Origin of the sequence: Polaribacter sp. PL03, assembly GCF_033875165.1 — a bacterium.
Taxonomy (GTDB): Bacteria; Bacteroidota; Bacteroidia; order Flavobacteriales; family Flavobacteriaceae; genus Polaribacter.
This window is the reverse complement of sequence record NZ_JAWZSV010000002.1, coordinates 107,520-128,929: the sequence shown is the minus strand read 5'-3', so window position 1 is coordinate 128,929 and position 21,410 is coordinate 107,520. Positions and strand designations below refer to the sequence as shown.

The following is a 21,410-nucleotide window of genomic DNA, read 5'->3' as shown; positions in this document are numbered from 1 at the left end:
TATGAAGAAATATATTTTAGCAAGTTTAATTTCAGTTTTATTTTTAACAGTTTCTTGTAGTAAAAACGAAAACGGTTTAAGTGAAGAATTTACGGTTACCACAAACGATGAAATTAATAATTTTATATGGAAAGGTTTAAACACCTATTATTTATGGCAAGCAGATGTGCCAAATTTAGCAGACAATAGGTTTAATGACTTAGAAGATTTGTACACCTTTTTTAGAAGTAATGCAACACCAGACGAAACATTTAATAGCTTACTAAATCAACCAGGAACTATAGACCGTTTTTCTTGGATAGTTGATGATTATGTTGCTTTAGAAAATTCTTTTCAAGGAATAAACTTAAGTACTGGTATGGAGTTTGGTTTGGTTAGATATACAAATAGCAGCACAAATATCTATGGTTATGTGCGTTATGTAATTCCAAATTCTAGCGCAGCAACACTAGGTATTACAAGAGGAATGTATTTTAACTCTGTAAACGGCACACAACTTACAGATAGTAATTTTAGAAACTTATTATTTAGTGATGCTACTACTCTTTCTATTGGAACTGCAGATTATAATGCAGGAAACCCAACTGCAAATAACACAACTATTAGTTTAAATAAAACAGAAGTTCAAGAAAACCCAATAGCAGATTCTAGAGTGATTAAAGATGGTACACAGAAAATAGGTTATTTAATGTATAATCAATTTTCTAGCTCTTTCGACCAAGAATTAAATGCAGTTTTTAATACTTTTAAAAATGAAGCAATAAACGATCTAATTATAGATTTACGATACAATGGTGGTGGTTCTACAAATACTGCAGGTTATTTAGGCAGTATGATAACTGGTCAATTTTCTGGGGAAATATATTCTAAAGAAGTATGGAATAGTAAAATTAATGATGCTTTTTCTGCTGATAATTTTATCAATAATTTCCCTACAACAATTGTAAAGACAGATAGCGATAACAACGTTACAGTTAATGAAGCAATAAACAGTTTAAATCTACAAAGAGTTTATTTTATTGTTTCAGGTAGTTCTGCTTCTGCTTCAGAATTAGTTATAAATGCATTAGATGCGCACATAGATGTAAAGGTTGTTGGAACAACAACTGTAGGAAAACAAGTTGGTTCTATAACATTATATGACTCAGATAATTTACAAAGAAGTGGTACTAATCTTAATACAAAGCACACCTATGCAATGCAGCCTTTAGTTTTAGAAATTAAGAATAAAGACGATAAAAATTACCCTAACGGAATTGTTCCTGGAACAAACTTTACAGGAATTAATTTAGCCGAAAATATTGGTAATTTAGGTGTTATAGGTGAAAGAACAGATCCTTTGTTAGATAGAACTTTAACGTATATTTCTACAGGAGCAAAAACATTTTCTAAGAAAGATAATTTTATAAAAACAGAAGAAGTCTTTAACTCTAAGTTAGCAACTCCAGCTGGTAATAATATGTATTCAGAATTAAGACAATAAAACTTTAACACTGTAAATAAAAAAAAAATCTAGCAAATGCTAGATTTTTTTTATGTTAAATATTTAAGTTCTGTGCTTCCTCGGCAGAATCTTCAATCTCTTTATCTGTAAGTACATCTGGTCTAAACTCACTCATTTTCTCTTCATCTTTAGATTTTGCATATTTAAAGCCAGATTTCCACCATTTCTTCATTAATTTTTCATCAAAAACTAATGAATTTGTAGTTAAAACGGTTGGCGTATAATACAAGTTCAATTTAATGTCTTTATTAGATGCAGCTAATTTACCAATAGTAATATTATGTCTTTCTACATGAACTAACATAAAATCCATTACATCAAACAATAAAGAAAAAGGATTTGTAGCTGGTAATTTATTAATCTGACTAACCTCTGTTTCTAAAATAATTGCATCTATTTCTGTTGCGCCTCTTAAAATAGCTTCTCTAATTGGTATTAAAGACCCAAAACCACCATCTGCATACTGGCAATGATCTTTTTCTAACAAACTCATAAAAGGTACATAATTACAAGAACCCCAAATCCAATCGCAAAAATCTTCATAAGTACAATCGTTTATAGACTTATATTCTATTTGGTTTGCGGTTAAATTAGAAACGGTAACCACTACTTCTTTATTCGTTTCTCTAATTTTAGAGTACATTTCTTTGGTAACATTTCTTTTAATTAAAGAACGTAAGTTTTTACTTTCTCCAAAAGTTTTTCGACCATTAAGAAAGTTCCAAAAAGTATTTAAATGATTAATACTTATTACTTTTTCTCCTGCAACTTTCTTTATTTTAAAAGGATTGTTACTAAAAATAGATTCCTGATCTACATTAGTGTACAATTCTTTCAATTCATCAATCATTCCTAAAGCCAAATGAGAAACCATTAAACTTCCTGTAGAAGTTCCTAAAAACAAATCATATTTTTTATTTTCGTTCTTCATTAGGTATTGTGCAACTCCGCCTGCAAATGCGCCTTTACTTCCACCACCAGAAATTACCAATGCTTTTTTCATTATTTATTATGATTTGTTTACTTTAGTCGCATAAAAATATCAAAAATGAAAAGAATAATCGTTATTATTTTTACTTTCCTTTTTTTAATCTCTTGTAAACAAGAATATCAACCAAGAAATATAGAAAAAATTACCATTAAAGAGTTTAAAGTAGATAGTTCTAGTATTAGAGCAATTGAAGCAGTAGACAACGAAAACCTCTTTTACGCAGGCTCTAACGGTAATATTGGTACAACAACAGACAACGGTATAACTTGGAGTACTTTAAATATTAGATACCAAGATTCAATAATTCCTAATTTTAGAAGTTTAGCTTTTAATGGCTCAGATTATTTTGCATTATCAATAGGAAACCCAGCTTTATTATATAAGATTTCTGAAGACGAAGCGACATTGCAATATATAGAAGAAGATGAAAAAGTTTTTTACGATGCACTTACTTTTTTTGATGATAATATGCATGGAATCGCTGTAGGAGATCCTACAGATGAATGTGCATCTATAATTATAACCGAAGATGGTGGAGAAACTTGGAATAAAATTCCGTGTGAAAATTTACCAGAAATAATAGAAGGCGAAGCTTTTTTTGCAGCAAGTAACACCAACATTAAAACAATAGGAAGTACTGTTTTTATTGCTTCTGGTGGTAGTAAAGCAAGAGTTTTAAAGTCTACAAATTATGGTAAAACTTGGCAAATTTTCGAGACTCCAATAATTCAAGGAAACGGACCACAAGGAATATATTCTATCGATTTTATTGATGATAAAAATGGTATTGCAATTGGTGGAGATTATTCTAAACCTTTAGAAAACAAAGCAAATAAAGCTATTACTACAGATGGTGGAAAAACTTGGATGTTGATAGCCAACAATGAAAACCCTAATTACAAAAGTTGTGTGCAATATGTACCAAATACAAACGGAAAAGAAGTTTTTGCTGTTGGTAAAACGGGTGTTTCTTTTTCTAATAATGGCGGATTAACTTGGACGGAAGTTTCTAAAGATAGTTATTACGCTATACAATTTATAGATAAAAATACTGCTTGGTTAAGCGGACATCAAAAAATAGGAAAACTTGAATTATAACAAAGTAATAAATAAGGTAATATTCGTTTTTATAGCATCTCTTCTACTTTATTCTTGTAATGAACAATCTACACTAAAAGAAGATTTTAATTGTAAGGAGAGCTTCTTTAACGACTTAAAAAAAGTAAAAGATGTAGAAAATAATTTTTCTATTAACTTACCAACAAGTTGGAAAACTAGTGTTTATACAGATGAAATACAATCTTCTATTTACACAGCAGATACTACAAAACAATTAACAAATGCCATTCTCTTAGATGTAAATTACATTTCTAATTCCATAGAAATTAACGATATTTTTAAACTAAAAATAGAGCACGAAAACTTATCTAATAAACTAATTCAAAAAAAAGCAAAAGAATTTACATTTCTAAATAAACCAAGTTACTATGTAATTTCCATTGGTAAAAAAGGAAAATTTAGATACAAATCTTTACAAATTTTCACGAATCTAAATAAAGAACAATCTTTAATTGTAAAAGCAGAAATTTACGGTGATTCTTTAGTTGACGAAAGACTTTGCAAAGCGATAACTTTAATAGAGAAAATTAAAATACAGCAATAATGATTGAGAAAAAACTTATAACCGATAGATTCTTAAAATACGTAACTATAGACACAGAGTCAGATCCTAACAATCCTGCTTTTCCTAGCACAGAAAAACAATGGAATTTAGCCAAAGTTTTAGTTGAAGATCTAAAAAATATAGGAATGCAAGATGTAGATTTAGATGAAAATTGCTACATCATGGCAACGTTACCAAGCAATATAGAACATAGAGTGCCAACAATTGGTTTTGTTGCGCACATAGATACAAGTCCAGATTTTACAGGAAAGAATGTAAAACCACAAATTGTAGAAAATTACCAAGGAAATGATATCATTTTAAATGAAGAAAAGAACATTATTCTTTCTCCAGATTATTTCGAAGATTTATTACAGTATAAAGGGCAAACTTTAATAACTACAGACGGTACAACGCTTTTAGGAGCAGATGATAAAGCTGGTGTTACAGAAATTGTAACTGCAATGGAGTATTTAATTCAGCACCCAGAAATAAAACACGGTAAAATTAGAATTTGTTTTACACCAGATGAAGAAGTTGGTAAGGGAGCACATAAATTCGATGTGAATAAATTTGATGCAGAATGGGCGTATACAATGGATGGAAGTCAGATTGGAGAATTAGAATATGAAAATTTTAATGCTGCAAGCGCTGTTGTAACTATTACAGGTAAAATTGTACATCCTGGTTATGCTAAAGGAAAAATGATAAATTCGATGCAAATTGCAAATGAGTTTATGAGCTCACTTCCGCAAGAAGAAGTGCCAGAAAAAACAACAGATTATGAAGGTTTCTTTCATTTACATGATATGAATGGAAATGTAGAGAAAACCGTTTTAGAATATATTATTAGAGATCATGATTTAGATTTATTCGAGAAGAGAAAATACTTAATGCAGAAAATTGCATTTGATTTTAATGAAAAGCTAGAGCAAAATTTAATTGAAGTAGAAATTAAAAATCAATACTTTAATATGAAAGAAAAAATTGTTCCGGTAATGCATATCGTAGATTTGGTAGAAGAAGTAATGAAAGAAATAGGTATTACGCCAGTTATAAAACCAATTCGAGGAGGAACAGATGGTTCTCAGTTATCATTTAAAGGTTTGCCTTGTCCTAATATTTTTGCTGGAGGACACAATTTTCATGGCCGTTTCGAGTATTTACCTGTAGAATCTATGATAAAAGCTACAGAAGTAATAGTAGGAATTGTTAAAAAAGTTACAGAAAAAAATGCATAAAAAAAAGTCTTCAGTAAACTGAAGACTAATTTCATAGCGTATGCTATTTGTAAATTACTAATAATAAAGCCCCTAATCTCTATTAAAAACGGTTTACAGTCGCAAATTTAATAAAATTTATTCATTAAACAGCAATTATTTAAGATAATTCAGGTTTTTTTCCTTTTATATTTTTAAAGAAGGCCTTAAACACTTTAAAATCTGCTTCTATACTGTCTGTTGTATAATAAGGTTCAGAAATTTTTATCTTTTTATTTTCAAAATCTAAAGTAGCCATAACTACTGGTACCTTTGCTCCTTTAGCAATATAATAGAAACCTGTTTTCCATTTTTCTACCTTCTTTCTAGTTCCTTCAGGAGAGATACCTAATCTAAACTCTTCTTTAGAATTAAAAACAGCTACAACAGCGTCTACCATATTATTACTTTGTGTTCTGTCTACTGGCGTTCCTCCTAACATTTTAAAAAAATACCCAAAAGGCCATTTAAAAAGAGAGCCTTTACCAATAAAATGAACCATAGTACCAGAAGACATTCTAGATAAAATTGCAATAGGAAAATCAATCCAACTTGTATGTGGTGCTGCTATAACAACATATTTTTTAGGTTGTTGCGGAAAATCGTTTTCCAGTTTCCAACCTAAAATAGTGTATAAAATAAATTTAGATATTGTTTTCAAAAATTTCTTTTAGTTAATTGTTTACAACAATATAATATAAATATTTTATGTTGTTTTTTAAAGTGATAAATTTAAACACTTAAATTGACATGATGACTGAAATAATTACATACTTATTAATTGCTATTGTATTCGCCTTAGTAGGCGTATTCATTGGAAAACTTTTGTCTAAATTAAATTTCGAAAAAGAAAAAACTCTTTTAGAGAAAGAAAAATCTACTTTAGAAGAGCGTGTAACCTTACTACAACAATCTAAAGATATCACAGAAAATAATTTTATAGAGTCTCAAAAAGAATTAAAAAATAATCAAGAAGAAAAAGAACGGTTAATTACTTCAAATACAAGGCAAGATTCAGAAATAAAAAATCTACAAATAAAGCTAACCGAAAATAAAGGTGAAGTTGAGAAATTAAATGAAAAATTCACAAAAGAATTTGAAAACTTGGCAAATAAAATTTTAGACGAAAAATCATCAAAATTCACACAACAAAACCAAGAAAACATAAAGAATATACTAAGTCCGTTACAAGAAAAAATTAAAGGATTTGAAGATAAAGTAGAAAAAACACACAAAGAAAGTATCGATTACCATGCAGCTTTACGTCAGCAAATAATTGGTTTAAAAGAATTAAACCAGCAAATGAGTAAAGAAACCTTAAATCTTACCAAAGCTTTAAAAGGCGATAATAAAATGCAAGGTAATTGGGGTGAATTAGTTTTAGAACGCGTCTTAGAAAAATCTGGTTTAGAGAAAGATAGAGAGTATTTTGTACAGCAAAGCTTTACGAATGATGAAGGGAAACGTGTGTTGCCAGATGTTGTAATTCACTTGCCAGATAATAAAAAAATGATTGTAGATTCTAAAGTTTCTTTAGTTGCTTACGAGCAATATATTAATGAAGAAGACGCTGTTTTAAAAGAAGGATTTTTAAAAGAACACGTAGCCTCTCTTAAAAGGCATGTTTCACAATTAAGTGATAAAAAATATGAAGACATTTACAAAATTGAATCTCCAGATTTTGTGCTTTTATTTATTCCTATAGAACCGGCTTTTGCAGTTGCCTTAAATTCTGACACCTATTTATATAATAAAGCTTTCGAAAAAAACATTGTAATTGTTACACCTTCTACCCTATTGGCAACACTACGTACAATAGATACAATGTGGAATAATGAAAAACAACAAAGAAATGCTTTAGAAATAGCAAGACAAGCGGGTGCTTTGTATGATAAGTTTCAGGGGCTTTTAAGTGATTTATTAGGAATAGGGAAGAAAATTGATGACAGTAAAAAAGAATATTCTAATGCAATGAATAAGTTGGTTGAAGGAAGAGGGAATATAATTACAAGTGTAGAGAAGTTAAAGAAAATGGGTGCAAAAGCTAAAAAATCGATTCCAGAAAATATTATAGAACGTGCAAATACAGATGATTAATTGCTAATGAGTTACTATTTATAGGGTTTTAGTTAATCTAAGATTGTCATATTTTTTAATTTTGATGTAATTATTAATCTTTAAAAATAAAAAATATGTCAGACATAAAACATGAAAGAGGATTACACCCACTAAAAGGAACTGTAAAAACTGGTTATAAAGACAAAGATAGTAGTAAAGACAGATTAAAAGGTGAAGACAAAGACATACTAAAAGATCAAGTACAAAGTGCTACTGATGATGATGGTGCTATTGCAGATAAAATTCAGAATTCTGAAAATAAGTAACAAGTATCTAATGAGTTAAAATTTTAATGGATACGATTAATACCTTATAAACTATCTCTTTAAATTTGTACTATTATTAACCAGTACTATTATAAGTACACAAACGAAATGATTATGAACAAGGATACAGCACAAGGGAATTGGAAACAGATTAAAGGAGAATTTAAAGAAAAATTTGGTAGTATTACCAATGATAAATCTACAGAAACAGAAGGATCTTTTGATAAGTTAGTTGGAGAAATTCAAGAAAAGTATGGGGAAACTCGTGAAGCAATTGAAAAAGAAGTAAAAAGTTGGTAAACAATTTTTATATAAAAATAAAAAAAAAGCATCAAGTTTTAACTTGATGCTTTTTTTTTATTTTTATTCTCGCAAGAATATAACATTTAAAACCACTGTGTGGTTTACATTACAAATAATCTTCTTGCACTCATCATATCAGAAACACGTTCACCTATTTCATGTAAAGCTTCTTCATTTTCTGCATTTTGTATTGCTTCATCAATAAAATTAACAACAGCAACCATATCTTCTTCTAATAAACCACGAGTTGTAATAGCAGCTGTACCAACACGAATTCCTGAAGTAACAAATGGTGACTTATCATCAAAAGGAACCATATTTTTATTTACAGTAATGTCTGCTTTTCCTAAAGCTATTTCTGCATCTTTACCAGAAATATTTTTATTACGTAAATCTATTAACATACAATGGTTGTCTGTACCACCAGATATAATATCATATCCTCTAGCAACAAATTCTTTTGCCATTGCAGCAGCATTTTCTTTTACTTGTAATTGATATTCTAAAAACTCATCTGTTAAAGCTTCACCAAAAGCAACTGCTTTAGCCGCAATAACATGCTCTAAAGGGCCACCTTGGTTTCCTGGAAAAACTGACGAATTAATTAAAGTAGACATCTTTTTAAGATTTCCGTTCTTTAATTTTAATCCAAAAGGATTTTCAAAATCTTTACCAATCATAATCATTCCTCCTCTTGGTCCACGTAAAGTTTTATGTGTTGTAGTAGTAACAATATGACAATGAGGTAATGGATCATTTAAAATTCCTTTGGCAATTAAACCAGCAGGATGAGAAATATCTGCCATTAAAATAGCTCCAACGCTATCTGCAATCTCTCTAAATTTTTCAAAATCGATATCTCTAGAATATGCAGAAGCACCAGCAATAATTAATTTTGGTTTGTGTGCTTTAGCTTGTTCTGCGACATGATCGTAATCTATTCTACCTGTTTCTCTAACAACACCATAAAAAACTGGGTTGTATAATTTACCAGAAAAGTTTACTGGAGAACCATGCGTTAAATGACCACCATGTGATAAATCGAAACCTAAAATAGTGTCTCCGGGATTTAAACAAGCTGCAAAAACAGCAGTATTTGCCTGAGAACCAGAATGTGGTTGTACATTTACATATTCTGCACCAAATAATTCTTTAGCTCTGTCTATTGCAATTTGCTCAATAACATCAACTACTTCACAACCTCCATAATATCTTTTACCAGGATATCCTTCAGCATATTTATTGGTTAAAATAGAACCTTGGGCTCTCATTACATCATCACTTACAAAGTTTTCTGAAGCGATTAATTCTAATCCATTTAACTGTCTTTCTTTTTCTTCCTGAATAAGGTCAAAAATTTGATTGTCTAATTGCATTGTTATTGTTTTGAGTAAGTATCAAAAGTAAGGAAAAAGCAACTCTTTTTAAATATCTTTTTCGTATATTTTACACAACTTATTAATATTTATACAATTCAAAAAAAAGCAGTGTTAAAAATAAGTTATTCGTTAAATTTCATTTTAACAATGGAAAAAAATTGCATAAATTTGAACAAAATAAAGATTTTAAAGAATGATCATAACAGCAAATAATCCGAATAGAAAATCATGGTTAAAAGTAGAGGAAGATTCAGATTTTCCAATACAAAATATTCCGTTTGGTGTTTTTATTACGAGAGATGATATTATTACAATAGGAAGTAGAATTGGAGATTTTGCTATAGATTTAGGCGCTTTTCATCAATTAGGTTATTTTGAAGGAATTCCTTTAACAGAAGACATATTCTTACAAGATAATTTAAATGATTTTATTGCAGATGGTAGAAAAACATGGCGTTTAGTAAGAAATAGAATTGCAGAAATTTTTGATGTAACCAACGGATCTTTGCGTGACAATGCAAACCATAAAGATAAAGTTATCTTTAGAATGGAGGAAGTAGAAATGTTGTTACCTGTTTCTGTAGGAGATTATACAGATTTTTATGCAAGTAAAGAACATGCTACAAATGTAGGTTCTCTATTTAGAGACCCAGAAAATGCATTATTACCAAACTGGTTGCACATACCTATTGGTTACCATGGTAGAAGTTCTTCAATTATACCTTCTGGTACACCAATAAGAAGACCTTTAGGGCAAACAAAACCTTCTGAAGGAAGTAATACGCCAAATTTTGGACCTTCAAAACTAATAGATTTTGAATTAGAAATGGCTTTTATTACAACAGATGCTAATGTTTTAGGAGACAGAATTCCTATTGATGAAACAGAAGAATATATTTTTGGTTTGGTACAATTTAACGATTGGTCTGCAAGAGATATTCAAGCTTGGGAATATGTGCCTTTAGGTCCGTTTTTAGGAAAAAACTTTGCCTCTACAATTTCACCTTGGATTGTAACTTTAGATGCTTTAGAGCCTTTTAGAACAGACAACCCAAAACAAGTACACGAGCCTCTACCCTATTTAAAACAAACAGGAAAAGGAAGTTATGATATTAAATTACAAGTAGGAATTCAACCAGAAAACGGTGAAGAAACTGTGGTTGCAAACTCTAACTTTAAATATATGTATTGGACTATGGCGCAACAATTAGCACACCATACTGTAAATGGTTGTCCTGTAGAAGCTGGAGATATGATGGGTTCTGGTACAATTTCTGGGCCAACAAAAGATAGTTTTGGTTCTATGCTAGAATTAACATGGCGAGGACAAAACCCAATTACTTTAAAAGACGGAACAACACGTAAATTTATTAATGATAATGATACTGTAATTATGCGTGCACATTGTAAAAATGATAATGTTCGTATTGGTTTTGGAGAGTGTGTTGGTAAAGTTTTACCTGCTAAATAACTTTTATTAAACCAATTCTACAGAAGTCGTTTTTTTAATAAAATATTTTAAACCTCATTTTTTTATTAAAAATGAGGTTTTATTTTTTTATCAGTAAATTTAGTAAAAATTATCAGTAAATAATCTTATCAAAAAAATTGAAAGAAAAACTTAAACAAATAGAATTATTTCTAAGAAGTTCTAATTTCGATAGAGGAATTCGAATTGGTACTGCAATTGCTGTTCCCTTTGCTTTGCTCTACTTTTTGGGTTATTTTGAATTTGCTCCTGCAGTTGTAGTTGGTGCTTTTTTAAACTCTCCTGGAGATGTTCCTGGAAGTATAAAACGTAAAGTAAATGCAATATTAATTAGTATTGTTTTAACAATGTTAATTACAGCAATTATACTGTTTGCAAAACCGTATTTACTTCTTTTAATAATTGTACTTGTAATTATTTCTTTTTTTGTTTCACTTATTTCAGTTTATGGTTTTAGAGCTTCTTTAGTTTCCTTTTCTGGTTTGTTAGCAATGGTTTTAGCATTTGCTATTAAGAAAGAAACCACAACAGATATTCTAATTCAGGTTGGTTTAATGGGTATTGGTGGACTCTGGTATTTACTTGTTTCTTTAATTTTTCAAAAATTAGCTCCTAAAAAAGATCAAAATCAATTATTATCAGACTCTTTATTGCTTATTGGAAAATACCTAAAATTAAGAGCTAAGTTATTAACCAAAAAAACCAAAAGAGATACAATTCTTAAAGAAACGTTTGTACTTCAAAATTTAATTAATGAAAAACACGAGACACTAAGAGAGGTTTTACTTACCGCACGTAAACGTTCTGGAAGATCTCGTTACGAAGAAAAACAGCTATTAATATTTGTTTCTTCTATTAAGATTTTCGAATTAATTGAAGCCAAACATCTAGATTATAAAATGATTGATGGAATCTTTGGAAAACACAAAGAATTCTTAAAAGGTGCAAAAAAGTTGAATAAAGTTATGGGAAATCATCTTATACTTTTATCAGAGTTATTAATTCAGAATGCCAAAATACCAAATAAAAATATTTTATTAAATGCATTAGAAAAAGCAAATGAGTCTATTTCTAATTATGTAGAAGTTGTAAAACTACCAAAAGCAAGAGAAGGCGCTTTGGTTTTAAAAAACCTATACGATTACCAAGAACAATTATTAGAAGAAATTAGAATTATTAGAAGAGTAATGGCAAATGTACATGATGCTTCTAAATTTTCTTTAAAAAGAGAAGATTCTAGTCAGTTTTTAACGCTTCAAGAATATAGATTAAATGTACTTTTTCAAAACTTTAGTTTAAAGTCTACTATTTTTAGACATTCTGTAAGGTTAACAATTGCCTTATTAAGTGCTTATTTGCTTGGTTATTTCTTAGAAATACAAAATACTTATTGGATTTTACTTACTGTAATTGTAATAATGAGACCAAGTTATGGCCTTACTAAAGAAAGGTCTAAAGATCGTATTTTAGGCACGCTTATTGGCGCATCCATTGCTGTTGCTATTGTACTCGTTACGCAAAATGTTTATGTATATGGTGTATTGGCTTATACATCGTTAATTTTTGCTTTTTCTTTAATTCAGCAAAACTATAAATCTGCTGCTGCTTTAGTTACAATAAGTATCATATTTGTATACTCTTTAATAAACCCTAATGCATTTGAAGTAATACAATATAGAGTTTTAGATACTATTATTGGTGCTGTTATTGCAGTGGTAGCTAATTATTTAATCTTACCAAGTTGGGAAGTAAATAACTTAAAAAAAGTAATATTAAATGCTTTAAAGATGAATAAAAAATATCTTTTAGCAACTCAAGAACTATATCAAGACCCTACAATAAATAAACTGCAATACAACTTGGCTAGAAAAGAAACTTTTTTAGCCATAAGTAATTTAAATGCATCATTTCAAAGACTAACTCAAGACCCTAAATCTAAACAAAAAGAGTTTCAATTAATTTATGAAATAGTAACTTTAAACCAGACAATGGTTTCTGCAATTGCTTCTATTGGTAACTTTATAATTAACCATAAAACTACTGCTGCTTCAGAAGAATTTAATTTATTAATTCATAAAATAGCCAATTCTTTACAAGTTGCTTGCAATAATTTATGCGCTTCAGAATCTGAAAAAGAATTTATTGAAGAAACTATTAATAACGCAGAACATAAGTTATTAAATACCTACCAAGAACTTTCTAATTTACGTGATAAAAATATTGAAAAAGGAAATACAGAATTAGATACAGAAACACTTCATGGGTTGCAAGAAGCTTACTTAATATCTAATCATATTAGCTGGTTAAAATCTCTTTCTGAAAGCTTAGAAAAAGCAACGGAACGCTACAATAATTCTGTTATAGAAGACATTTAAGTGTGTTTTTAATTAACTTTATTATAATGATTTTTAAAACTTTATGCAGAAAAATTAATTAAAAAACGCGTAAAAACAGTTCATAATATATATCTAAAAAATACTCGAAAATTTTTTTTTATTTTAAAAAACTAATCGTTTTTTTATCTAATTTTGTTATTATAAAATGGTCTATTTTAAAAAACCATTACAATTAAAATGATACAAAATATAGAAAACATTGAGCTTCATTATTTAACTCTAAACGATTATAAACAGTTAAAAGAAGCAATGATTGAGGCATATTCTAGTATGCCAGACTCTTATTGGAAAGAAGATCAAATAAAATCTTTAATCGATAAATTTCCTGAAGGTCAAGTTGTTATTAAAATTAATGGAGAATTAGCAGGTTGTGCACTTTCTATAATTTTAGATTATGATAGTTTTGATGATGAACATACCTATAAAGAAATAACAGGTGCTTTTACGTTTGATACGCATGATAAAGATGGCGATATTTTATACGGTATAGATGTATTTATTAAATCTGAATATAGAGGTTTACGTTTAGGTAGAAGATTGTATGATTATAGAAAAGAATTAACAGAAAAACTAAATTTAAGAGGTATTGCATTTGGAGGAAGAATTCCTAATTATCATAAATTTGCAGCTACATTATCTCCTAAAGAATATATAGAAAAAGTAAAACGCAAAGAAATTCATGATCCTGTTTTAAATTTTCAAATTTCAAATGATTTTCACCCTTCAAAAATTTTAAAAGGGTATTTAGAAGGTGATGAAAACTCTGGTGAATTTGCCGTTTTATTAGAATGGGATAATATTTACTACGAAAAGAAATCTAAAAAAGCAGCAAGTAATAAAACAGTTGTGCGTTTAGGTTTAATTCAGTGGCAAATGCGTTTGTACAAAGATTTAGAAGAATTAATGGAACAAGCAGAGTTTTTTGTTGATTCCGTTTCTGCTTATCGTTCAGATTTTGCGTTGTTTCCAGAGTTTTTTAACGCACCATTAATGGCTGCTTATAATCATTTACCAGAATCACAAGCAATTAGAGAATTAGCAAAGTTTACGCCAGAAATTGTACAACGATTCTCTAAACTAGCTATTAGTTACAACATTAATATTATTACTGGTAGTATGCCAGAAATTAAAGATGAATTACTTTATAATGTTGGTTATATCTGTAAAAGAGATGGTACTTTAGAACGTTATGAAAAACTACACGTTACACCAAATGAAGCGAGAGTTTGGGGTTTACAAGGTGGTAATCAATTAAAAACATTCGATACAGATTGTGGTAAAATTGGTGTGTTAATTTGTTACGATTCAGAGTTTCCAGAATTAAGTAGATTGTTAGCAGATGAAGGAATGGATATTTTGTTTATTCCGTTTTTAACGGATACACAAAACGGCTATTCTAGAGTTAGACATTGTGCGCAAGCAAGAGCTATAGAAAACGAATGTTATGTTGCCATTGCTGGTAGTGTTGGTAATTTACCAAAAGTAAATAATATGGACATACAGTATGCACAATCGATGGTTTTTACACCTTGTGATTTTTCTTTTCCTGCGAACGGAATTAAAGCGGAAGCAACTACAAATACAGAAATGATTTTAATTGCAGATGTTGATTTAGATTTATTGAAAGATTTAAATAAATTTGGATCTGTTAGAAACCTAAAAGATAGAAGAAAAGATATTTTCGAATTGCGTAAAAAATAATGCCGTTATAATAAAATAAAAAAGCTCCGAAATTCGGAGCTTTTTTTGTTTAAAATCTATTTAATTTTCATCTTCAATATCATTTACATCAAAATCATCATTATCTTCAAAAAACTCTTCATCTTCTGCATATTCTTCCATCGCGTTTTCTAAACGATCACTAATTTTAACTAAATAAATAGTTTCTTCAGTTTTAACTTCAACAGCTTTTACGGTTTCTCCTTTAGCATTTTTAAAGGAAATAACATCGCTATAATCATATCCATCAGGATATTTTTCAATTAACATATCTAATATGTCAGTTGTTAGTTTTGCATATTCTACGATTACTCTTTTCATATTAATAGTTTTTTTTACTAATACGGTGTTGTACGTTTTTATTATTCAAGTTAAAATACTTAAAATCAACTTTTCTACAAAAACATTTGCAATGTTACATTTCCAGTAAATAAGCAAAAATTAAAGGAGCAACAATAGTTGCATCACTTTCTATGATAAATTTTGGCGTATCAATGTCTAATTTTCCCCAAGTAATTTTCTCATTAGGTACAGCACCAGAATAAGAACCATAACTTGTTGTAGAATCAGAAATTTGACAGAAATAACTCCAAAATGGAGTATCTGTTCTTTCCATATCTTGGTATAACATTGGTACCACACAAATAGGGAAATCTCCAGCTATTCCTCCTCCTATTTGAAAAAAGCCAATTCCGTTATTCGCATTATTTGTATACCAATCTGCAAGAAACGTCATGTATTCGATACCAGATTTTACTGTAGAAGCTTGTAATTCTCCTTTCATAACATAAGATGCAAAAATGTTTCCCATAGTAGAATCTTCCCAACCAGGACAAATTATTGGTAGGTTTTTTTCTGCAGCAGCATACATCCAAGAATCTTTTATATCTATCTCATAATATTGTTCTAAAACACCAGATAACAATAATTTATACATGTATTCATGAGGTAAAAAACGCTCTCCATTAGCTTCAGCATCTTTCCATATTTTTACAATATGTTCTTGTATTCTTCTAAAAGCTTCTTCTTCTGGAATACAAGTGTCTGTAACTCTATTTAGGCCTTGTTCTAACAAATCCCATTCGTCTTGTGGAGTTAAATCTCTGTAATTAGGAACTCTTTTATAATGAGAATGTGCAACTAAATTCATTACATCTTCTTCTAAATTGGCACCTGTACAAGAAATAATATGCACTTTATCTTGACGAATCATTTCTGCAAAAATCTTACCTAATTCAGCTGTACTCATTGCACCAGCTAAAGAAACTAACATTTTATTTCCTTTATTTAATTGGTCTTCATACCCTTTTGCAGCATCTACTAAAGAAGCAGCATTAAAGTGTAAGAAGTATTTTTCTATGAATTCTGAAATTGGTTTTTGATTAGTATTCATCTTCATCATTTTTAAATTTAGCTAATTTGCTAAAAGAGTTTTCTTTTTTATTATCATCACCATTGTCATACGAATCTTCATTAGAAGCAAACTTATAACTTAACATTTTATAGAATAATTTAGCTGCTAAAAAATCAGATGATTTTTCATTTTTATTTGGGCATAATTCAACCATATCAAAACCAACCACATTTTTTTCTTTAAAAACTTGTTTTAAAAATTCTAATGTTTCATAATAAAACAATCCTCCAGGTTCTGGTGTTCCTGTAGAAGGCATAATTGAAGGATCTAACGCGTCTAAATCAAACGTAATAAATACATTTTCTGTTAATTGATCTACTACATCATCCATCCAATCTTCATTTACAGCCATATCATGCGCAAAGAAAACTTTGTCTGTATTCATATTTCTTTTTTCTGAAATATCCATACTTCTAATACCAACTTGCACCAAGTTTGTATTTTGATTTGCTTCGTAAACAGCACAAGCATGGTTGCATTTAGAACCTTCGTATTCTTTTCTTAAATCTGCGTGGGCATCTATATGTAATACAGATAAATTATCGAAACGTTCGTTAAAGGCTCTAATTGTACCAATAGAAACTGAATGTTCACCACCAAAAACAGTAACAAATTTATTTCTGTTAATGTATTTTTTAGTTATTTGATGTACTTCCTCTACCATAGCTTCTGGCGAAGAATTTTCTGTAATTGCATCTGCAAGAAAAATTCCTTCTTTGTAAACTTCAGAATCTGTTTCTATATCATACAATTCCATGTTTTCTGAAGCATCTAAAAATGCTTCAGGACCTTTGTCTGCTCCTTTTTGCCAAGTAGTCGTTCCGTCATAAGGAACAGGTATAATTACAATTTTAGATGTTGATAGGTTTCCAAATTCTTCTGGAATTCCTGCGTATGTTTTCTTTGTGTTCATTTTATATTTTGTGTTTTAAAAACACTATTTTTTTATTGTTCAGATTAATTAGTACCCTAAAATTGAAAGTAATTCACTACTTTTTTGTTGTTCTTTAAAAACTTTAAAAGTTAGTTCTCCGTTTTCATCTCTATCGATTAGTAAATGTTTTGGATGCGGAATTAAACAATGTTGCAAACCACCAAAACCACCAATAGATTCTTGATACGCGCCGGTATTAAAAAAACCAATATATAATGGATTGTTTTTTTCATAAACAGGCAAATAAATTCCGTTTATATGTTGTTCAGAGTTATAATAGTCATCACTATCACAAGTTAAACCACCTAATAAAACACGTTCATATTGTTTATTCCATTTATTAAGTGGCAACATTATAAAGCGTTTATTTATTGCCCAAGAATCTGGTAACGTTGTTATAAATGAAGAGTTTATCATATTCCAACGTTCTCTGTCATTTTGTTTTTTCTGATACAAAATCTCATAAATTGCTGCTCCAGATTCTCCAACAGTAAAACTACCAAACTCTGTAAAAATATTTGGTACATCCACTCCTGCTTCATCACAAGCTTGCTTTATTTGATTGATAATTTCATCAATCATATATTGATAATCGTACTCAAAAGCCAGTGAGTTCTTTATAGGAAAACCACCACCAATATTTAAACTATCTAAAGTAGGGCACACTTTTTTAAGGTTAATGTAAACATTTAAACATTTCATCAATTCGTTCCAATAATACGCATTGTCTTTAATACCTGTATTGATAAAAAAATGCAACATTTTTAAATCTACTTGTGTATTTTCTGCAATTTCACGCTCATAAAAAGAAACAATATTTTTATATCCAATTCCTAATCTAGATGTATAAAACTCGAATTTAGGTTCTTCTTCAGAAGCAATTCTAATACCTACTTTAAATGGTTTAGAAGTTTCCTTTTGTAACAAAGGTAATTCTTCATAATTATCTATAATAGGAATTACATTTTTATGACCAGAGTTAATTAAACCAGCAATATTTTTAATGTATTGATCGCGTTTAAAACCATTACAAATAACAAACGTATTGTCTTTTATTTTACCCTCTTTCTTTAAATTATTTACAATATCTATATCGAAGGCAGAAGAAGTTTCTATATGAATGTCGTTTTTTAAAGCTTCATTTAAAACATGTTTAAAATGAGAACTTTTAGTACAATAACTATAAAAATAATCTCCTTTATAGTTGTGTTTTTCTATACTATTTTTAAACCAGCCTTTTGCTTTATTTATGTTTTCTGATATTTTTGGTAAGTACGTAAATTTTAACGGAGCGCCATATTTAGCAGTTAATTCCATTAAATTAATTCCGTGCCAAAACAATTTATTATTTTCTGTTTTAAATTCTTCTTGTGGGAAATCAAACGTTTGTTCGATTAAATCGATATATTTTGTGTTCACTTTTTTTTTTAAATTATGTGTATGATAAATCTGTCTAAACTAGAACATTAGAATGTTTTAGGATAGAAATAGTAACCTTTAAAAAAGGGAATTTATCACTGTAATATTTGCAAGTAAACAACATGCAACTTTGAGAAAAGCTGCAATTCTGGAAGAATTGAGAATGGAGATACCTTAATTTTTTCGTTACATTTCCAAAATGCTATATAACTATCATTCTCCGATTGAGAGCTATATCCGAAATAAGAAAAACTAAACATTTTACTTAAATAAGTTAAACAAATGTATATTATTTTTGAATATAAAAAACAAAAGTAAAAAAAAAATCACTTTTTTTTATTTAATCATTTTTCCCTTTAAAAATAGACTGTAGAGACTGTTATAAAAATGTTTTAGAAGAAAATAAAAAAAATAAAGCCCTTTTTAAACATTTAATTCTGTCTAAAAAGGGCTTAAAAGGTAAAAATGGTATGTAAATAAAAAAAGCGCTGAAATTTCAGAGCTTTTAATTATAATTTATTCTTCAATTGGTGGATGGCCATGAATTTCTTCGAAGTCTTCATCAAAATTTGTTCTTAAATAAGCGTTTAATTTCTTTCTGTAATCATCTTTTAACCACGTTACAAAATTGTGTGTACTTTTAGAAATACATTTTGCATATCTATTAATTCTATCATCTATCTCCTCACCTATTAATTTTGCTAAAATTAAAGCATCAAAAACATCTTCACTGTTTTCAATACACATTTTTGCATGATGTATAATAGATTTTTCTAAGACTCTTTTAGAAGATTCACCAGCTTTAATAGTATCTATATATACTTTTTTCATATCGAAATAAGTATCTGTAGATTTTTCGAATTGGTTTTTAATATCCGCAGGAAGTTCATATCTAAATGTGCTCTCTATCTCTTCATCAGAAAGAATTGCATCTAAATAATAATCTGGCGCTCTAAACATTTTTTGCCAATCTAAATCTGCTCCCCAAGGACCAAATCTATGAAAGTTGTTACCAAGATCGATTACTTCAAACGTTTTTTTGTCACCAAAAATACGAGATCCACGGCCAATCATTTGGTAATATAGTGTTAGAGATTTTGTTGCTCTATTTAATATAATAGCCTCAATACTTGGCTCATCAAAACCAGTAGTTAAGATACTTACAGAACTAATTATTGCATTTGGTGTTTTATGAAACCATTTTAAAATAAGTTCTCTTTCTTTTTTTGTGTTGGTATTATCTAAATGCGCGATAGGATAACCTGCCTTTTTAAAAGCATGAAATACTTGTATAGAAGTATTAATACCGTTGTTAAAAATTAAAGTCTTTTTACCTTTTGCAGTTTCTTCATATGCACTTACCAATTTGGTAAGCATATCTGTATTCATGTATAAATCTTCCGAAGATTTTACAGTATAATCTCCATTTGCACCAACTTCTAAAGAAGTTAACCCAACATTATAAGAATACATATTAGCTTGTGCTAAATAACCACTTTCAATTAAATGATGAATTGGCTCTCCAACAAAAAGCTCTTGGTAATTCTCATACATTGGTAATTTAATGTTAGAACTTAAAGGCGTTGCAGTAACACCTAATACAAAAGCATCATCAAAAAACTTAAATATTTTTGTAAAAGAATTGTAGTGAGCCTCATCAACAATTACCAAACCAATATCAGAAATATCTAATTTATCATCTGTTAACCTATTTTTTAAGGTTTCTACCATGGCAACAAAACAACTAAAATCTTCTTGGTCGTCTAGTTTAGCGGTACTATTAATAATTTTATTATCTACACCAAACTCGTTTAGCATCCTAGAAGTCTGCTTACTTAGCTCAATTCTATGCGTTAATACTAAAACTTTCTTTTTAAAAGTTTCGATATAACGTCTTACAATTTCAGAAAATATTACTGTTTTTCCACCACCTGTTGGTAATTGATATAATAAATGATAATCTTTAGGTGCAGTTTCAAAACGATTAAAAATCTCTTGAAGTGCATCTTTCTGATATCCGTATAACTCTTTACCTACTTTTACTTGTGGAGTGTTTGTTTCTGACAAAATTTTAAAAATTTTAAGCTACAAAAGTAAGACTTAAAATAGGTTATTCCCAAATTAAAACTATATAAATCTCGATAAGTTTGTTTGAGTAATATCATAATGTGCTGCATCGTATACAGAAACACCATTTCTAACCGCAATAAGTTGTGGAGATTGGTGCATTACTTGAAACTTATAGCCTACTTCATCAGAGATATTACGATAATTCAATAAATCTAAATAATACACCTTTAAACCCTTATGTTCTTCTGTAAAAAGTTTCTCGAACTGCTTAATAACCATACTACTAATTCCGCATCTTGTAGAGTGTTTAAAAATTAAAACAGCCTCTGTATTAGATTCGTTTTTAATAGTTTCTAATTGTTCTAAAGACGTTAATGGAAGCCAGTTTAAGTGTGACTTTTTTTCTGGTTTAGATTCTTTATCACTTTTACCTCCAAACATACTATTAAATATACCCATTTCTTGTTTTTTATTCTTTGTCGCTAC

Annotated in this window: 19 protein-coding genes; 10 read left to right on the top strand and 9 right to left on the bottom strand. The window is 29.1% G+C overall.

Annotation, left to right across the window (positions count from 1 at the left end; translation table 11 throughout):
• Window position 1: 1 nt before the first annotated feature.
• A complete protein-coding gene (locus SHK09_RS03810; RefSeq protein WP_319809453.1) occupies window positions 2-1,483 on the top strand; it encodes a S41 family peptidase in 1,482 nt (493 codons plus the stop codon).
• Window positions 1,484-1,538: 55 nt separating this feature from the next.
• Here SHK09_RS03810 and SHK09_RS03805 read toward each other — a convergent pair whose 3' ends face one another.
• A complete protein-coding gene (locus SHK09_RS03805; RefSeq protein WP_319809452.1) occupies window positions 1,539-2,507 on the bottom strand; it encodes a patatin-like phospholipase family protein in 969 nt (322 codons plus the stop codon).
• A 45-nt stretch (window positions 2,508-2,552) separates the two neighbouring features.
• Between SHK09_RS03805 and SHK09_RS03800 the strand changes: the two genes are divergently transcribed.
• From SHK09_RS03800 to pepT, 3 genes are read left to right on the top strand one after another with little or no spacing between them, the layout of a single operon-like run.
• Window positions 2,553-3,593, top strand: coding sequence for an oxidoreductase (locus SHK09_RS03800; protein ID WP_319809451.1), 1,041 nt, complete (start codon window positions 2,553-2,555; stop codon window positions 3,591-3,593).
• Window positions 3,583-4,158, top strand: a complete 576-nt coding sequence (locus tag SHK09_RS03795) for a hypothetical protein (protein ID WP_319809450.1) — start codon at window positions 3,583-3,585, stop codon at window positions 4,156-4,158. The genes SHK09_RS03800 and SHK09_RS03795 overlap by 11 nt, the downstream gene beginning before the upstream one ends.
• Window positions 4,158-5,399, top strand: coding sequence for a peptidase T (gene pepT / locus SHK09_RS03790; RefSeq protein WP_319809449.1), 1,242 nt, complete (start codon window positions 4,158-4,160; stop codon window positions 5,397-5,399). Before SHK09_RS03795 ends, pepT begins: the two co-directional genes overlap by 1 nt.
• Window positions 5,400-5,538: 139 nt before the next feature.
• Here the strand turns inward: pepT and SHK09_RS03785 are convergent, their stop codons facing one another.
• On the bottom strand, window positions 5,539-6,078 hold the full coding sequence (locus SHK09_RS03785; protein ID WP_319809448.1) for a 1-acyl-sn-glycerol-3-phosphate acyltransferase: 540 nt from the start codon (window positions 6,076-6,078) through the stop codon (window positions 5,539-5,541).
• 92 nt (window positions 6,079-6,170) lie between these two features.
• Between SHK09_RS03785 and rmuC the strand changes: the two genes are divergently transcribed.
• The 3 genes from rmuC (at window position 6,171) to SHK09_RS03770 (ending at window position 8,101) form a co-directional block, all read left to right on the top strand.
• Window positions 6,171-7,514, top strand: coding sequence for a DNA recombination protein RmuC (gene rmuC, locus SHK09_RS03780; RefSeq protein WP_319809900.1), 1,344 nt, complete (start codon window positions 6,171-6,173; stop codon window positions 7,512-7,514).
• Between the two features lie 95 nt (window positions 7,515-7,609).
• On the top strand, window positions 7,610-7,801 hold the full coding sequence (locus SHK09_RS03775) for a hypothetical protein (RefSeq protein ID WP_319809447.1): 192 nt from the start codon (window positions 7,610-7,612) through the stop codon (window positions 7,799-7,801).
• Window positions 7,802-7,915: 114 nt separating this feature from the next.
• Entirely contained in the window at window positions 7,916-8,101 is a 186-nt protein-coding gene (locus tag SHK09_RS03770) for a CsbD family protein (protein ID WP_319809446.1), read from the top strand.
• Between the two features lie 104 nt (window positions 8,102-8,205).
• On the opposite strand, the gene glyA is transcribed toward SHK09_RS03770, so the two are convergent.
• Window positions 8,206-9,480 carry a serine hydroxymethyltransferase gene (gene glyA, locus SHK09_RS03765; protein ID WP_319809445.1) on the bottom strand — a complete coding sequence of 425 codons (1,275 nt, stop codon included), beginning with the start codon at window positions 9,478-9,480 and terminating at the stop codon, window positions 8,206-8,208.
• A 196-nt stretch (window positions 9,481-9,676) separates the two neighbouring features.
• Here glyA and fahA point away from each other — a divergent pair, with 196 nt between their 5' ends.
• The 3 genes from fahA to SHK09_RS03750 all read left to right on the top strand — a co-directional run bounded on the left by fahA (window position 9,677) and on the right by SHK09_RS03750 (window position 15,069).
• Window positions 9,677-10,954: a fumarylacetoacetase gene (fahA, locus tag SHK09_RS03760; RefSeq protein WP_319809444.1), complete on the top strand. Its 1,278-nt coding sequence runs from the start codon at window positions 9,677-9,679 to the stop codon at window positions 10,952-10,954.
• 137 nt (window positions 10,955-11,091) lie between these two features.
• A complete protein-coding gene (locus tag SHK09_RS03755) occupies window positions 11,092-13,347 on the top strand; it encodes an FUSC family protein (RefSeq protein WP_319809443.1) in 2,256 nt (751 codons plus the stop codon).
• A 198-nt stretch (window positions 13,348-13,545) separates the two neighbouring features.
• The gene (locus SHK09_RS03750) at window positions 13,546-15,069 is read left to right on the top strand and encodes a bifunctional GNAT family N-acetyltransferase/carbon-nitrogen hydrolase family protein (RefSeq protein ID WP_319809442.1); all 1,524 of its coding nucleotides are present in this window, start codon (window positions 13,546-13,548) and stop codon (window positions 15,067-15,069) included.
• A gap of 60 nt (window positions 15,070-15,129) precedes the next feature.
• Here SHK09_RS03750 and SHK09_RS03745 read toward each other — a convergent pair whose 3' ends face one another.
• From SHK09_RS03745 to ytxJ, 6 genes are all read right to left on the bottom strand, one after another.
• Window positions 15,130-15,408, bottom strand: coding sequence for a hypothetical protein (locus SHK09_RS03745; protein WP_319809441.1), 279 nt, complete (start codon window positions 15,406-15,408; stop codon window positions 15,130-15,132).
• 94 nt (window positions 15,409-15,502) lie between these two features.
• Window positions 15,503-16,480, bottom strand: coding sequence for a deoxyhypusine synthase family protein (locus SHK09_RS03740; protein WP_319809440.1), 978 nt, complete (start codon window positions 16,478-16,480; stop codon window positions 15,503-15,505).
• Window positions 16,470-17,414 carry an agmatinase gene (gene speB / locus SHK09_RS03735; RefSeq protein WP_319809439.1) on the bottom strand — a complete coding sequence of 315 codons (945 nt, stop codon included), beginning with the start codon at window positions 17,412-17,414 and terminating at the stop codon, window positions 16,470-16,472. Before speB ends, SHK09_RS03740 begins: the two co-directional genes overlap by 11 nt.
• A 48-nt stretch (window positions 17,415-17,462) precedes the next feature.
• On the bottom strand, window positions 17,463-18,854 hold the full coding sequence (locus SHK09_RS03730) for an arginine decarboxylase (protein ID WP_319809438.1): 1,392 nt from the start codon (window positions 18,852-18,854) through the stop codon (window positions 17,463-17,465).
• Window positions 18,855-19,370: 516 nt separating this feature from the next.
• Window positions 19,371-20,921: a DEAD/DEAH box helicase gene (locus tag SHK09_RS03725; RefSeq protein WP_319809437.1), complete on the bottom strand. Its 1,551-nt coding sequence runs from the start codon at window positions 20,919-20,921 to the stop codon at window positions 19,371-19,373.
• A 60-nt stretch (window positions 20,922-20,981) separates the two neighbouring features.
• Window positions 20,982-21,383, bottom strand: a complete 402-nt coding sequence (ytxJ, locus tag SHK09_RS03720) for a bacillithiol system redox-active protein YtxJ (protein WP_319809436.1) — start codon at window positions 21,381-21,383, stop codon at window positions 20,982-20,984.
• Window positions 21,384-21,410: the final 27 nt, after the last annotated feature.

What these genes read in the sequence shown, in the direction of transcription:
- ytxJ (WP_319809436.1), bottom strand. Translation starts at nt 21,383, where the DNA reads ATGGGTATATTTAATAGTATGTTTGGAGGTAAAAGTGATAAAGAATCT.
- SHK09_RS03805 (WP_319809452.1), bottom strand. Translation starts at nt 2,507, where the DNA reads ATGAAAAAAGCATTGGTAATTTCTGGTGGTGGAAGTAAAGGCGCATTT.
- pepT (WP_319809449.1), top strand. Translation starts at nt 4,158, where the DNA reads ATGATTGAGAAAAAACTTATAACCGATAGATTCTTAAAATACGTAACT.
- SHK09_RS03775 (WP_319809447.1), top strand. Translation starts at nt 7,610, where the DNA reads ATGTCAGACATAAAACATGAAAGAGGATTACACCCACTAAAAGGAACT.
- fahA (WP_319809444.1), top strand. Translation starts at nt 9,677, where the DNA reads ATGATCATAACAGCAAATAATCCGAATAGAAAATCATGGTTAAAAGTA.
- speB (WP_319809439.1), bottom strand. Translation starts at nt 17,414, where the DNA reads ATGAACACAAAGAAAACATACGCAGGAATTCCAGAAGAATTTGGAAAC.
- SHK09_RS03750 (WP_319809442.1), top strand. Translation starts at nt 13,546, where the DNA reads ATGATACAAAATATAGAAAACATTGAGCTTCATTATTTAACTCTAAAC.
- SHK09_RS03810 (WP_319809453.1), top strand. Translation starts at nt 2, where the DNA reads ATGAAGAAATATATTTTAGCAAGTTTAATTTCAGTTTTATTTTTAACA.
- SHK09_RS03800 (WP_319809451.1), top strand. Translation starts at nt 2,553, where the DNA reads ATGAAAAGAATAATCGTTATTATTTTTACTTTCCTTTTTTTAATCTCT.
- rmuC (WP_319809900.1), top strand. Translation starts at nt 6,171, where the DNA reads ATGACTGAAATAATTACATACTTATTAATTGCTATTGTATTCGCCTTA.
- SHK09_RS03745 (WP_319809441.1), bottom strand. Translation starts at nt 15,408, where the DNA reads ATGAAAAGAGTAATCGTAGAATATGCAAAACTAACAACTGACATATTA.
- glyA (WP_319809445.1), bottom strand. Translation starts at nt 9,480, where the DNA reads ATGCAATTAGACAATCAAATTTTTGACCTTATTCAGGAAGAAAAAGAA.
- SHK09_RS03770 (WP_319809446.1), top strand. Translation starts at nt 7,916, where the DNA reads ATGAACAAGGATACAGCACAAGGGAATTGGAAACAGATTAAAGGAGAA.
- SHK09_RS03740 (WP_319809440.1), bottom strand. Translation starts at nt 16,480, where the DNA reads ATGAATACTAATCAAAAACCAATTTCAGAATTCATAGAAAAATACTTC.